This is a genomic window from Methylobacterium sp. WL6 (assembly GCF_008040095.1).
Taxonomy (GTDB): Bacteria; Pseudomonadota; Alphaproteobacteria; order Rhizobiales; family Beijerinckiaceae; genus Methylobacterium.
In genome coordinates this window covers 1-13,138 of sequence record NZ_VRVH01000122.1, presented here as the reverse complement: position 1 = coordinate 13,138, position 13,138 = coordinate 1, and the positions used below count along the sequence as shown (strand labels likewise).

The following is a 13,138-nucleotide window of genomic DNA, read 5'->3' as shown; positions in this document are numbered from 1 at the left end:
TGCTGCGCACCGCGGCCGCGGCCCGCGCGCTCGCCACCGCCAACCGCGTCCTGATGATGGAGCACGCGATCTACGGCGTGATCTCGCCCGAGGGCGCGGCCTCGATCCTGTGGCGCGACCAGGGCCGTGCGCCCGACGCCGCCACCGCCATGAAGATCACCGCGCAGGACCTGATGCGGCTCGGCATCATCGACACCATCGTCCCCGAGGCGACCGGCGGCGCCCACCGCGACCGCGCCGGCCAGGGCAAGGCCGGCGAGGCCGGCGACGAGCGCACCCTTGATCACACGTCCGACCATCTCGGTCTCCATTCCTTCCGCGGCGAGCCCTGATCGGGTGCCGCCGGATCCGCAGCGCGGCCGAGCCGACCGGCCGGCCCGCTGCCGCACCGATCACACCGCATCCGTGTTTCGGCGATATGTCACCGCGCGCGGCTTGGCTATGTAACACTATTACACTATCAGCACGCCGGACGGCTGCGAGGAGTGCTCGACGATGGCGACCCGGACCACGACGCGACTCGGCCTCCTCCGAGCGACGGCCCTGGCGCTGTGCCTGCACGCCGCATCGCTTCCGGCCTTCGCGGCGGACCGCGTGCGGGCGGTGGCGACCTTCTCGATCCTCGGCGACCTCGTGCGGCAGGTCGGCGGCGACGTCGTCGCGGTGACCACCCTCGTCGGGCCCGATGCGGATGCCCACGGCTACAGCCCGGCGCCCGGTGATTCGCGGACGCTGGCCGCCGCCGACATCGTGTTCGTCAACGGCCTGGGCTTCGAGGGCTGGCTCGACCGGCTGATCCGCGCCTCCGGCTCGAAGGCGCCCGTCGTCGTCGCCTCGGCCGGGGTCGCGACGATTCCCAGCCGGCACGACCATCACCACGGCGGCGCGGGCGGCCACGACGCGGCGTCGAGCCCCGACCCGCATGCCTGGCAGAGCATCCCGAACGCCAAGGTCTACGTCGCCAACATCCGCGATGGCCTGGCGAGGGTCGATCCGGGACATGCCGCCGACTACGCCCGCAACGCCGAGGCCTATCTGGCCCGGCTCGACGCGGTCGACGCCGAGATCCGCGCGACGCTCGCCAGGATTCCCCCCGAGCACCGCAAGGTCATCACCACGCACGACGCCTTCGGCTACTTCAGCGCCGCCTACGGCCTGACCTTCCTGGCGCCGCAGGGGGTCTCGACCGACAGCGAGGCGAGCCCGCAGGACGTCGCCCGGATCATCCGGCAGGTCCGCCAGGACAAGGTGCCGGCGGTGTTCATCGAGACCATCGCCGACCCGCGCCTGATGCAGCAGGTCTCGCGCGAGAGCGGCGCGCGGATCGGCGACAAGGTCTATTCCGACGCGCTGTCCGGGGCGGCCGGCCCGGCATCGACCTATCTCAACATGATGCGGAGCAACCTGCGCGCGTTCGGCGCGGCGCTGGGGCCGTCGTGACGCTCAGAGCAGGCCGAGCTGACCGCCGCCGTCACCGGAGTTGCGGCGCTTCGAGCCGCGCCCGACCAGCACGCCGGCGCCCGACACCATCGCCTTGAAGGCGGCGACGTCGGCATAGGCCTGGACCTGGGTCCGGAACCGGACGGGCGAGCACACCACCGGTCCGTTGCGGTCGTCGACCAGCGTCCACAGCCAAAGGCCGCTCGGATCCTCGGTGATATCGAACCGCATCGACGCTGCCCCCCGGCAGGTGCTGGATGCCGTCTTCGATACATCAGAAAAAAGCTCGTCGGGTAAACGGCTTAGGGCGTTCAAGGCTTTGCCGGCAACGAACCGTCGAATCGGCCCGATCGTCCCCGCTCTCATCGGTTTCCACAGGGACGGCGGCCGGCGCCAAGCCGCGTCGTCCCGCGACCCGTCTCGTCGTGCAGTCTAGTCGTGCGCTCGCCGCGTCAGCCAAAACGCCCAGAGGCCGAGCATCAATCCGCAAATCGGAAAGGCGAACATCAACAGAACGTGCGGATCGCTCATCGGAGGGTCCTGAGAATTCTGCGTCCGAGCCAATGTAGGGCCGCACTCGTCATCGCGCAAAGGAGAAGGTTGGCGCCCAGGAGCGCAGCTCCGAAGTCGATGCCGGCGAGCCGCCCGGAGAAGACAGGTGCAAGGCCGCCCACGGCCAGGATCGCGATGGCGACGCCGTTCACGTAGGTCGCGGTGAGCTTGGCGCTCTCGTTGGCGACGAGGTTGGCACGATCGCCCGCGTCTTGCGGAGCCTTGGATTCAGAGACCATCAGGCAGCATGGCGGGCGACCCGGCACGGGGAAACGGTCGGCCGGCGCCGCGGCACCCGTCACCTCCAGCAATGACAGATCGTAAACCGATGGTTAAGACGCCCGCTCTAGCTTGATCGTGAGAGTGACCGGCGCCGATCTCCGCGCACCGGCCTTCAGGGGAACCGCGTGCGTTGGGGGGCTGATCGCTGGCGCTTGTATCGGCTGGTCGGACGCGAGGTCGCCCGGACCGCACGCGCCGCCTCGGCCCGCTTCACCGCGCCGCCGGACATTCTCGCCCGCGTCCGCGTTACCGGCCTCGTGATCGCGCCGCACGACCTGCGCACCTCCGACGCCACCTTCGCCGACGACATCTATGCCGGGCTCTTCGTCTTCGCCGGGCGCTCGCTCGCGGTGAGCGGCGGCTCGCCGTTCGACTACACGCCGCCCTCGCCGGAATGGGCCGACGTGCTCTACGGCTTCGGCTGGCTCAGGCACCTGCGCGCCGCCGACACCGCGCTTGCCCGCGCCAACGCCCGCGCCTTCGTGGCCGATTTCGTGGCCGGGCGCGGCGACCCGACGCTGGCGCGCCAGACGCCGGTGGCCGCCCGCCGGCTGATCTCGTTCCTGAGCCAGTCGCCGCTGGTGCTGGAAGGGGCCGACCACGCCTTCTACCAGACCTTCCTCAGGGCACTGGCCCGGGGGGCGCAGCAGCTCGAGCGCGACCTGCGGCGCGGGGTGCCGCCGCAATGGCGGCTGAACGCGGCCGTCGCGCTCTGCTTCGCCGGGCTGTGCTGCGAGGGCATCCAGCCGATCCTGCGGCGCGCCACCCGCGTGCTGTCGCGCGAGCTCGACCGCCAGATCATGCCGGACGGCGGCCACCGCTCGCGCGATCCGCGCTTCGCGATGGAGTTGCTCCTCGACCTGCTGCCCCTGCGCCAGAGCTATCTCAGCCGCAGCGTCGAGCCGCCCGAGGCCCTGCTGCGCGCCATCGACCGGATGCTGCCGCTGCTGCGCCTGCTGCGCCACGCCGACGCCTCGCTGAGCCATTTCAACGGCATGGGCGCGACGGCCGCCGATCACCTCGCGACGCTGCTGATCTACGACGGCGCCCTGGCGCAGCCGATGATGCACGCGCCGAATTCCGGCTACGAGCGGCTGGAAGGCGGCCGCATCGTCGTCATCGCCGATGTCGGCGCCCCGCCGCCGCTGCCGTACTCGCTCAATGCCGGGGCCGGCTGCCTGTCGTTCGAGATGTCGAGCGGGCCGCAGCGGATCGTGATCAATTGCGGCTTGCCCGCGAGCGGCCCGGAGCTGCGCCGGCTCGCGCGCACCACAGCCGCCCACTCCACCGCCTGCGTCGCCGACGCATCGTCCTGCCGCTTCCTCGGGTCCGGCGGGTGGTGGGGCGAGCGCGTCGCGGCGCGGTGGCTCGAACGCCGCGTCGGCCCCGTGGTCCTGCGCGGGCCGGCGTCGGTGAAGGCCGAGCGCAGCGACGAGGGCGCCTCCACCGTGCTCGCCGCCCGGCACGACGGCTACGCCCGCGACCACGGCATCGTCCACGAGCGACGCTGGCAGCTCGCCGGCGCCGAGGGGCGGCTCGACGGGCAGGACGCGTTCCTGCGCCCGTCCGCGAGGAAGGGCCGGCCGCGGACGCAGGACGTGGCGATCCGCTTCCACCTGCACCCGGCGATCGCGGTGCGCCTTCAGGAGGACGGGCTCGAGCTGTCCTCGCCGCTCGGCGAGGTCTGGACCTTCCACGCCACCGGCGCCGAGATCCGGCTGGAGGAGAGCGTCTACTTCGCAGGCCTCACCGGCGCGCGCCGCACCGACCAGATCGTGCTGCACGTGGCCGTCCACGACGACGTGCGCATCGACTGGACGTTCCAGCGCCTCGCCTCGGCCCCCGGACGCACGCCGAGCGCGGCGGCCTGACCGGCCTTCTGGCCCGGCGGCGGCCATTCGTGCTACCGCGCCCGGAACACCCTCGAAACGACAAGACCCACGATGTCGCATGATCAGGTGCGGGTTGCCCGCGCGCTCCTTTCCGTCTCCGACAAGGCGGGGCTCGTCGACTTCGCCCGCGCCCTGAGCGCGCGCGGCATCGCCCTGGTCTCCACCGGCGGAACCCACAAGGCGCTGACCGAGGCCGGGCTGCCGGTCACCGAGGTCGCCGAGCTCACCGGCTTCCCCGAGATGATGGACGGCCGGGTGAAGACGCTTCATCCGGCGGTGCATGGCGGGTTGCTCGCCATCCGCGACAACCCCGAGCACCAGGCCGCGCTCGCCGCCCACGGCATCGGCGCGATCGACCTGCTGGTGGTCAACCTCTACCCGTTCGAGGCGATGATCGCGGCCGGACGCGACTACGACGACTGCGTCGAGAACATCGACATCGGCGGGCCGGCGATGATCCGCGCGGCGGCCAAGAACCATGCCGACGTCGCGGTGGTGACGGACGTCTCCGACTACGGCGCGGTTCTGGAGGCGCTGGCGCAGGGCGGCGGCACGCTCACCCGGCCCTTCTGCCGGCAGCTCGCCCAGAAGGCCTATGCCCGCACCGCGGCCTACGATGCGGCGATCGCCAACTGGATGTCCGCCCACGTGGAGGCCGCCGGCACGGCACCGTTCCGCAGCTTCGGCGGCCAGCTCGCGCAGGGCCTGCGCTACGGCGAGAACCCGCACCAGGCGGCCGCCTTCTACCGCGCGCCGGGGATCGCGCGGGCCGGGATCGCCACCGCACGGCAGGTGCAGGGCAAGGACCTGTCCTACAACAACCTCAACGACACCGACGCGGCCTACGAGTGCGTCGCCGAGTTCGATCCGGCCCGCGCGGCGGCGGTGGCGATCATCAAGCACGCCAATCCCTGCGGCGTCGCCGAGGGCGCGAGCCTGACCGAGGCCTATGCCCGTGCGCTCGCCTGCGACCCGACCTCGGCCTTCGGCGGCATCGTCGCCCTCAACAAGCCCCTCGACGCGGATGCCGCCCGCGAGATCGTCAAGATCTTCACCGAGGTCATCATCGCTCCCGAGGCGTCGGAGGAGGCGATCGCGATCGTCGCCGCCAAGAAGAACCTGCGCCTGCTGCTCGCCGGCGGCCTGCCGGACCCGCGGGCCGCGGGCGAGACCGTGCGCACGCTCGCCGGAGGCCTGCTGGTGCAGGGCCGCGACGCCATGGTCGTCGACGACATGGCGCTGAATGTGGTCACGCGGCGCGCGCCGACGGAAGCCGAGCTCGCCGACCTGCGCTTCGCCTACCGGGTCGCCAAGCACGTGAAGTCGAACGCCATCGTCTACGCCAAGGGCGGCGCCACCGTCGGCATCGGCGCCGGGCAGATGTCGCGGGTCGATTCTTCACGGATCGCCGCCTGGAAGGCCGCCGAGGGTGCCCAGCGCCTAGGCCTCCCGGACAGCCTCGCGGTCGGCGCGGTGGTGGCCTCCGACGCGTTCTTCCCCTTCGCCGACGGTCTGATGGCGGCGGCCGAGGCCGGCGCCACCGCCGTGATCCAGCCCGGCGGCTCGATGCGGGACGACGACGTGATCCGCGCCGCCGACGCGGCTGGGCTGGCGATGGTGTTCACGGGGGTGCGCCACTTCCGGCACTGAGCAGCGTCGCAGCCCCCCGAATGAGGGAAGGCCCCGCCGACCGGCGGGGCCTTCTCGTTGTCGTGCCGATCCGTGCGTGGCGACGATCTCGTCGCTCAGCGGCGCGGGGCCGGGGCGTCCGCGTCGGCGTAGATGTCGCGGTCCTTGGTCTCGGGCACCAGGAACAGGCCGATGATCACCGTCGCGACGGCGATGACGATCGGGTACCAGAGGCCGTAATAGATATCGCCGGTCTGGGCGACCATCGCGAAGGCGGTGGCCGGGAGCAGGCCGCCGAACCAGCCGTTGCCGATGTGGTAGGGCAGGGACATCGAGGTGTAGCGGATCCGGGTCGGGAACAGCTCGACCAGCATCGCCGCGATCGGCCCGTAGACCATCGTCACGAACAGGACGAGGACGAACAGCAGCCCGATCACGCTCGCCACCTGCGGCCGGAAGATGTCGAACGGATTCGACATCTTCACGATGCCGGCGTCGTTCGCCTTCGGGTAGCCCGCCGCCTGCAGGGCCGCGGTGGCGGCCTTGTTGAAGTCCGCGGCCGGGCTGCCGGCGGGGAACGGCACGGCGGTGTCGTTGACCTTGACCACGGTCGGCTGGCCGGCGGGGCCGGCTTCGGTGGCGTACTTCACCGACGACTTCGAGAGGAAGTCGCGGGCGAGGTCGCACGGCGCCGAGAACACGCGGGTGCCCACCGGGTTGAACAGGTTCCCGCACTCCTTCGGGTCGGCCACCACCGTGACCTTCACCTGGTCGATCGCCCGCTCGAGCGCCGGGTTCGCCACCGAGGTGAGCCCGTGGAACAGCGGAAAGAAGCTCGCGGCGGCGATCGCGCAGCCGGCCAGGATGATCGGCTTGCGTCCGATCTTGTCCGAGAGCCAGCCGAAGAACACGAAGAAGCCGGTCCCGAGCAGGAGCGACCAGGCGATCAGCAGGTTCGCGGTGTAGCCGTCCACCTTCAGGATCGATTGCAGGAAGAACAGCGCGTAGAACTGGCCCGTGTACCAGACCACGCCCTGGCCCGCGACGAGGCCGAACAGGGCGATGAGCGCGATTCTGGCGTTCTTCCACTGGCCGAAGGCCTCCGTCAGCGGCGCCTTGGAGGTGGTGCCTTCCTCCTTCATCTTCTTGAAGGCCGGCGACTCGGAGAGCTGCAGGCGGATCCAGACCGAGATGCCGAGCAGCAGCACCGAGACCAGGAACGGGATGCGCCAGCCCCAAGCCTTGAACGCCTCCTCGCCGGTGAACGAGCGGGTCGCCAGGATCACCAGCAGCGACAGGAACAGGCCGAGCGTCGCGGTGGTCTGGATCCAGCTCGTGTAGAAGCCGCGCCGTCCGTTCGGGGCGTGTTCGGCGACGTAGGTCGCGGCACCGCCGTACTCGCCGCCGAGCGCGAGGCCCTGCGCGAGGCGCAGCACGATCAGGATGATCGGCGCCGCGATGCCGATGGTCTCGGCGTTGGGCAGGATGCCGACGATGAAGGTCGACAGGCCCATGATCAGGATGGTGACGAGGAAGGTGTACTTGCGGCCGACGAGGTCACCGACGCGGCCGAACACCAGGGCGCCGAACGGGCGGACGATGAAGCCGGCGGCGAAGGCGAGCAACGCGAAGATGTCGCGCGTGGCCGGCGGGTAGGCCGAGAAGAACTGCGCCCCGATGATCGCGGCGAGCGAGCCGTAGAGGTAGAAGTCGTACCACTCGAACACGGTGCCGAGGGACGACGCGAAGATCACGCGCTTCTCGGCCGAGGTCATCGGCCGTGCCGCGTCTCCCGGCCGTGGGACTGCGGTTGCAGCAACCATCTTGAAATTCCTCCCGATCCGTCGTGTCCCGGTGCTCCTTTCGCGGAACCGGGCTTGGGACCACGCGCTCGCGTCGTCCGGCCGTTCGGCAAGAACCGAACACGCGATTGTTACCCGAGGCCTCGATTCTGCCAACAGGTCGGACGGGCGGAACGGAAGGAATGAAGACGTTGTAACAGGTTTGCTTCGGCTCGAGCGCGAAGCCGGCCTGTCGCGGAGCCGTGCCGCGACGAAGAGGGGGGCGCGGCGGATGCCGCGCCCCCTCGAAAGGCGTCGCCGGTGTGGCGGGCGTCAGTGCGCGTGGGCGCCCTCCGCACCGATTCCGGTCTCCGAGCGCACGAACTGCGCTTCGAAGGCGGCGCGCTCGCGCTCGGCCCGCCGCGACTTGTCGAGCGTCGAGACGATCCAGATCGTCGCGAACGCCAGCGGCATCGAGAACAGCGCCGGGTTGTCGTAGGGGAAGATCGCCGCCGCATGGCCGAGCGTCGCGACCCACACGGCCTTCGAGAGCACCACCATCGTCACCGCCGAGATCAGCCCGACGAGGCCGCCGAGCAACGCGCCCCAGGTCGTGGTGCCGCGCCACAGGATCGACATGGCCAGGACCGGGAAGTTGCAGCTCGCCGCCACCGAGAAGGCGAGGCCGACCATGAACGCCACGTTCTGGTTCTCGAATACGTAGCCGAGGTAGATCGCCACGATGCCGATCACCACCGCCGCGATCTTCGAGAGGTTAACCTCGTGCTTCTCGGTGGTGCGCCCGCGGGCGATCACCTGGGCGTAGAGGTCGTGGCTGACGGCGGACGCACCGGCCAGCGTCAACCCGGCGACGACCGCGAGGATGGTCGCGAACGCCACCGCCGAGATGAAGCCGAGGAAGTACGGCCCGCCGACCGCGTTGGCGAGGTTGACGGCGACCATGTTGGTCCCGCCGAGCATGTCCTTCAGCTTGTCGAACGCGCCGGCCGGCCCGAGCTTGAAGTAGGACGGATCCGACATCAGCAGGGCGATGCCGCCGAAGCCGATGATGAAGGTGAGGATGTAGAAGTAGCCGATCAGGCCGGTGGCGTAGAACACCGACTTGCGGGCGGCCTGGGCGTCCGAGACGGTGAAGAAGCGCATCAGGATGTGCGGCAGGCCGGCGGTGCCGAACATCAGGCCGACGCCGAGCGAGATCGCCTCGACCGGGTTCGACACGAGGCCGCCGGGCGCCATGATCGCGTCGCCCTTCGGATGCGTGGCGACGGCCGAGGCGAACAGCGCCTCCGGGTTGAAGCCGTACTTGAGCAGCACGGCCCCGGCCATGAAGGTGGCGCCGCCGAGCAGCAGGCAGGCCTTGATCACCTGCACCCAGGTGGTAGCCTTCATGCCGCCGAAGGCGACGTAGACGATCATCAGCACGCCGACGATCACCACCGCGTAGAGGTAGGGCAGGCCGAACAACAGCTGAATCAGCTTCCCCGCGCCGACCATCTGGGCGATCAGGTAGAACGCCACCACGACCAGCGTTCCGGTCGCGGAGATGATGCGGATCGAGGTCTGGTCGAGGCGGAAGCTCGCCACGTCGGCGAAGGTGAACTTGCCGAGGTTGCGCAGGCGCTCGGCGATCAGGAACAGCACGATCGGCCAGCCGACGAGGAAGCCGGTGGAGTAGATCAGCCCGTCGAAGCCCGAGGTGTAGACGAGGCCGGAGATCCCGAGGAACGAGGCCGCCGACATGTAGTCGCCGGCGATCGCCAGCGAGTTCGTGCCGGCCGAGATGCCGCCGCCCGCGGCGTAGAAGTCGGCCGCGGACTTGGTGCCCTTGGCCGCCTTGTAGGTGATGCCCAGCGTGAACAGCACGAAGAACAGGAACATGCCGATGGCCGGCCAGTTCGTCGCCTGCTGCTGCACGGCGCCCATGTCGGGGCCGGCCGCGAGCGCGGGGCCGGGCAGCAGGGCGGCTCCCAGGAATGACAGGGTGCGGATCATCGTCCGAGGCTCCGCTTGAGTTCGGCGGCCAGGGCGTCGTAGCGGGTGTTGGCGCGCATGACGTAGAGGCCGGTGAGGAGGAAGGCGAAGAGGATCACGACGACCCCCATGAGAAGGCCGACCGACGCGGTGCCGCTGCCGAGCTTCACCGCGAGCAGGCTCTTGTCGAAGGCGATCAGGCCGATGAAGCCGAAATAGACGAGCAGCATCAGGCCGGTGAGGATCCAGCCGAAGCTCGTGCGCTCTTGGACGAGCTGGCGGAAGATCGGGCTCTTCGCGACTTCGTCGTAGGCGGGTCCGGACGCGGTGCTGCCGGGCCGCGGCACCGCTGGGGCGGGGCGGCCGTCGAGGCCGCTTGTGGTGATGGACATGTGTGCTCCCTCCGATGAAGGGGTACCCGCGATCGGGCCCGCCTTCCGGTCGACGTAACTGCATTTTTTGCATGTTGGAGGCGGACGCCCTGGGGCATCCGCCTCGGTGAGCGGGTCGAGGCCCGCCCGTCGTCGCAGACCGGCCCTAGACGGCGCGGTTCTGTCGATTCTCGATCAGGTCGTCGACCACCGCGGGCTCGGCGAGCGTCGAGGTGTCGCCGAGCGAGGAGAAGTCGTCCTCGGCGATCTTGCGCAGGATGCGGCGCATGATCTTGCCTGAGCGGGTCTTGGGCAGGCCGGGAGCGAACTGGATCAGGTCCGGCGAGGCGATCGGCCCGATGTCCTTGCGGACCCAGGTCACGAGCTCCTTGCGCAGCGCGTCGTCGCCCTCCTCGCCCTCGTTGAGGGTGACGTAGGCGTAGATGCCCTGGCCCTTGAGGTTGTGCGGGTAGCCGACGACCGCCGCCTCGGCGACCTTCGCATGGGCGACCAGCGAGGACTCGACCTCGGCGGTGCCCATGCGGTGACCCGAGACGTTGATCACGTCGTCGACCCGGCCGGTGATCCAGTAATAGCCGTCCGCGTCGCGGCGGGCGCCGTCGCCGGTGAAGTACTTGCCCGGATAGGTCGAGAAGTAGGTCTGCTCGAAGCGCTCGTGGTCGCCGTAGACGGTGCGCATCTGGCCGGGCCAGGATTCGGTGATGCAGAGGTTGCCCTCGCACGGCCCGTCCAGGACCTTGCCCTCGGCATCGACCATCGCCGGCTGCACGCCGAAGAACGGGCGCGTGGCCGAGCCGGGCTTCAGCCGGGTCGCGCCGGGCAGCGGGGTGATCAGGATGCCGCCGGTCTCGGTCTGCCACCAGGTGTCGACGATGGCGCAGCGCGAGTCGCCGACGACCTTGTAGTACCAGTCCCAGGCCTCCGGGTTGATCGGCTCGCCGACCGACCCGAGCACGCGCAGGCTGGCCCGCGAGGTCTTCTTCACCGGCCCTTCGCCGCCGCCCATCAGCGAGCGGATCGCGGTCGGGGCGGTGTAGAAGATGTTGACCTTGTGCTTGTCGACCACGTCCCAGAACCGGGAATTCGACGGGTAGGTCGGAATGCCCTCGAACATCAGCGTCGTCGCGCCGTTGGCGAGCGGCCCGTAGACGATGTAGCTGTGGCCGGTGACCCAGCCGACGTCGGCGGTGCACCAGTACACCTCGCCCTCGCGGTAGTCGAAGACGTACTGGTGCGTCATCGACGCGTAGACGAGGTAGCCGCCGGTGGTGTGGACCACGCCCTTGGGCTGGCCGGTCGAGCCCGAGGTGTAGAGGATGAAGAGCGGGTGCTCGGCCTCCACGGCCTCGGCCGGGCACTCGTCGGTCACCTGCTCGGCGGCCTCGTGGTAGTACACGTCGCGGCCCGGCTCCATCGCCACGTCGCTGCCGGTGCGGCGCACCACGACGACGTGGTCGACGACGTCCTTGCCGAGGCGCGCGATCGCCGCGTCGACGTTCGCCTTCAGCGGCACCTTGCGCCCGCCGCGCAGGCCCTCGTCCGCGGTGATCACGATCTTCGAGGCGCAGCCCTCGATGCGCGAGGCCAGCGAATCGGGCGAGAAGCCGCCGAAGACGATGGAGTGCACGGCGCCGAGGCGCGCGCAGGCCAGCATGGCGTAGGCGGCCTCGGGGATCATCGGCATGTAGATCGTGACGCGATCACCCTTCTCGACCCCGCGGTTGCGCAGCACGTTCGCCATCCGGCAGACCTGCGCATGCAGCTCGCGGTAGGTGATGTGCTTCGACTCGTTCGGGTCGTCGCCTTCCCAGATGATCGCGGTCTGGTCGCCGCGGGTCTCGAGGTGCCGATCGACGCAATTGTAGGCGACGTTGGTCTTGCCGTCCTCGAACCACTTGATCGAGACCTGGCCCGGCTCGAAGCTGGCGTTCTTGACCTTGGAGAACGGCGTCATCCAGTCGATGCGCTTGCCGTGCTCGCCCCAGAACGCGTTCGGGTCGGCAACCGAGGCGGCGTACATCTCGCGATACTTGGCGTCGTCCACATGGGCGCCCTCGCGCCATGTGTCCCGAACCTCGACGACCTTCCCGTCCATCTCGCGTCTCCCTGATTGGTGCCCGATCGTATCGCAGTTGTCCGCGCAGCCGGGGCTTCCAAAGATTATCGTCGTCGTCGTCGTAACACCAATCGCCGCCCCCCGCCCGACCCGCATCCGGCCGGAGGCGACACAATTCCTGCTAGGGGCGCCCGGAGAGCGCTGTCAAGCCGGTTTTCCTGCCCCAAGGTCGGGGCCCGTTCGAGCCCGACCCTAAGCCCCGCCGTCGTCCCTCGGTGGGATGGTCTGCACGGCCCCGCTTGAAGAGTCTAACGGTGACGACGAATTTCGAACCGGTCCTCTGACAAAGGCCGGGGATTGTCTCGGCGTGCCACTCACCCCGTCCGAAATTCCGTTCCTGGGAGAAGAATCTCCACCAGGGTGCCGTCGTTGCCCCGGGTCGAGATGCGCAGCGAACCTTGATTGGCCTCGACCAGGGCCTTGGTCAGCGGCAATCCGAGCCCGCCGACGTGCGACTCGCTGCCGCTGCGGGGGTCGTGGCCGTCCTCGGGCTCGGCGGAGCGTGCGCCCGGGCCGGTGCCGCGCACCTTCAGCGCGATGCCGCCGCGCTCGCCCGGCGTCGTCGAGACGATCACCTGGCCGCCGGCCGCCGTCGCGCGGATCGCCTCGCCGATCACCGTCAGCGCAGCCTGCCGCAGGGAAGGCTCGTCCGCCTCCAGGGGCGCGAGATCCGGCGAGAAGCTGGTGCGCAGGACGATGCGCCCGCGCGCCGCCTCGGGCTGCAGCAGCTCGACGCAGCCGGAGACCAGCTCGTTCAGGGGCAGCGGCCGGACGGACAGCGCGAGGCCGCCGGATTCGATGGTGGCGATGTCGATCAGGTCGGAGACGAGGCCGCGCACGTGGTCGCCCGCCGCTCGGATCGCGCGCAGCGTCGTGCGGTAGCGTTCGTCGACCGGCCCGTGCGGCTCCGCGAGGATGCCGTCGGCGAGGCCGACGATCCCCTCGACCGGCGTGCGGATCTCGCGATCGAGGCGGTCGAGGAAGGCCGCGCGATCGAAGTCCGGCCGCGCCCGCGCGGCATCGTCGGGCGCAGGCCGCAGCAGGGCGACGCGGGCCCCGTCC

At 70.1% G+C, this 13,138-nt stretch carries 10 protein-coding genes and 1 pseudogene; 4 read left to right on the top strand and 7 right to left on the bottom strand.

The window, feature by feature from the left end:
- Window positions 1–332 (top strand): annotated as a pseudogene (locus FV230_RS16185) (hypothetical protein); the annotation flags it as partial.
- 163 nt (window positions 333–495) lie between these two features.
- Complete coding sequence (locus FV230_RS16180) at window positions 496–1,440, top strand: metal ABC transporter substrate-binding protein (protein WP_147843128.1); 945 nt, start codon at window positions 496–498, stop codon at window positions 1,438–1,440.
- A gap of 3 nt (window positions 1,441–1,443) precedes the next feature.
- Here FV230_RS16180 and FV230_RS16175 read toward each other — a convergent pair whose 3' ends face one another.
- Window positions 1,444–1,671 carry a hypothetical protein gene (locus tag FV230_RS16175; protein ID WP_147843127.1) on the bottom strand — a complete coding sequence of 76 codons (228 nt, stop codon included), beginning with the start codon at window positions 1,669–1,671 and terminating at the stop codon, window positions 1,444–1,446.
- A 296-nt stretch (window positions 1,672–1,967) separates the two neighbouring features.
- On the bottom strand, window positions 1,968–2,231 hold the full coding sequence (locus FV230_RS16170) for an amino acid transporter protein (RefSeq protein WP_147843126.1): 264 nt from the start codon (window positions 2,229–2,231) through the stop codon (window positions 1,968–1,970).
- A 168-nt stretch (window positions 2,232–2,399) separates the two neighbouring features.
- Between FV230_RS16170 and FV230_RS16165 the strand changes: the two genes are divergently transcribed.
- A complete protein-coding gene (locus FV230_RS16165; RefSeq protein ID WP_147843125.1) occupies window positions 2,400–4,145 on the top strand; it encodes a heparinase II/III family protein in 1,746 nt (581 codons plus the stop codon).
- Between the two features lie 72 nt (window positions 4,146–4,217).
- The gene (purH, locus tag FV230_RS16160) at window positions 4,218–5,816 is read left to right on the top strand and encodes a bifunctional phosphoribosylaminoimidazolecarboxamide formyltransferase/IMP cyclohydrolase (RefSeq protein WP_147843124.1); all 1,599 of its coding nucleotides are present in this window, start codon (window positions 4,218–4,220) and stop codon (window positions 5,814–5,816) included.
- A gap of 95 nt (window positions 5,817–5,911) precedes the next feature.
- On the opposite strand, the gene FV230_RS16155 is transcribed toward purH, so the two are convergent.
- The 5 genes from FV230_RS16155 to FV230_RS16135 all read right to left on the bottom strand — a co-directional run.
- On the bottom strand, window positions 5,912–7,570 hold the full coding sequence (locus FV230_RS16155; protein ID WP_243945862.1) for an MFS transporter: 1,659 nt from the start codon (window positions 7,568–7,570) through the stop codon (window positions 5,912–5,914).
- 339 nt (window positions 7,571–7,909) lie between these two features.
- Entirely contained in the window at window positions 7,910–9,589 is a 1,680-nt protein-coding gene (locus FV230_RS16150; RefSeq protein WP_147843122.1) for a cation acetate symporter, read from the bottom strand.
- Complete coding sequence (locus FV230_RS16145) at window positions 9,586–9,960, bottom strand: DUF485 domain-containing protein (protein WP_147726407.1); 375 nt, start codon at window positions 9,958–9,960, stop codon at window positions 9,586–9,588. The genes FV230_RS16150 and FV230_RS16145 overlap by 4 nt, the downstream gene beginning before the upstream one ends.
- A 145-nt stretch (window positions 9,961–10,105) precedes the next feature.
- The gene (gene acs, locus FV230_RS16140; RefSeq protein ID WP_147726408.1) at window positions 10,106–12,055 is read right to left on the bottom strand and encodes an acetate--CoA ligase; all 1,950 of its coding nucleotides are present in this window, start codon (window positions 12,053–12,055) and stop codon (window positions 10,106–10,108) included.
- A 335-nt stretch (window positions 12,056–12,390) separates the two neighbouring features.
- Window positions 12,391–13,138, bottom strand: a 748-nt coding sequence (locus FV230_RS16135; protein ID WP_246694880.1) for a HAMP domain-containing sensor histidine kinase, incomplete at its 5' end; no start/stop codon positions are given.

Bases quoted from the DNA above. Each gene is read 5' to 3' on its own strand.
- FV230_RS16180 (WP_147843128.1), top strand. From the start codon at position 496: ATGGCGACCCGGACCACGACGCGACTCGGCCTCCTCCGAGCGACGGCC.
- FV230_RS16175 (WP_147843127.1), bottom strand. From the start codon at position 1,671: ATGCGGTTCGATATCACCGAGGATCCGAGCGGCCTTTGGCTGTGGACG.
- FV230_RS16170 (WP_147843126.1), bottom strand. From the start codon at position 2,231: ATGGTCTCTGAATCCAAGGCTCCGCAAGACGCGGGCGATCGTGCCAAC.
- purH (WP_147843124.1), top strand. From the start codon at position 4,218: ATGTCGCATGATCAGGTGCGGGTTGCCCGCGCGCTCCTTTCCGTCTCC.
- FV230_RS16155 (WP_243945862.1), bottom strand. From the start codon at position 7,570: ATGACCTCGGCCGAGAAGCGCGTGATCTTCGCGTCGTCCCTCGGCACC.
- FV230_RS16150 (WP_147843122.1), bottom strand. From the start codon at position 9,589: ATGATCCGCACCCTGTCATTCCTGGGAGCCGCCCTGCTGCCCGGCCCC.
- FV230_RS16145 (WP_147726407.1), bottom strand. From the start codon at position 9,960: ATGTCCATCACCACAAGCGGCCTCGACGGCCGCCCCGCCCCAGCGGTG.
- acs (WP_147726408.1), bottom strand. From the start codon at position 12,055: ATGGACGGGAAGGTCGTCGAGGTTCGGGACACATGGCGCGAGGGCGCC.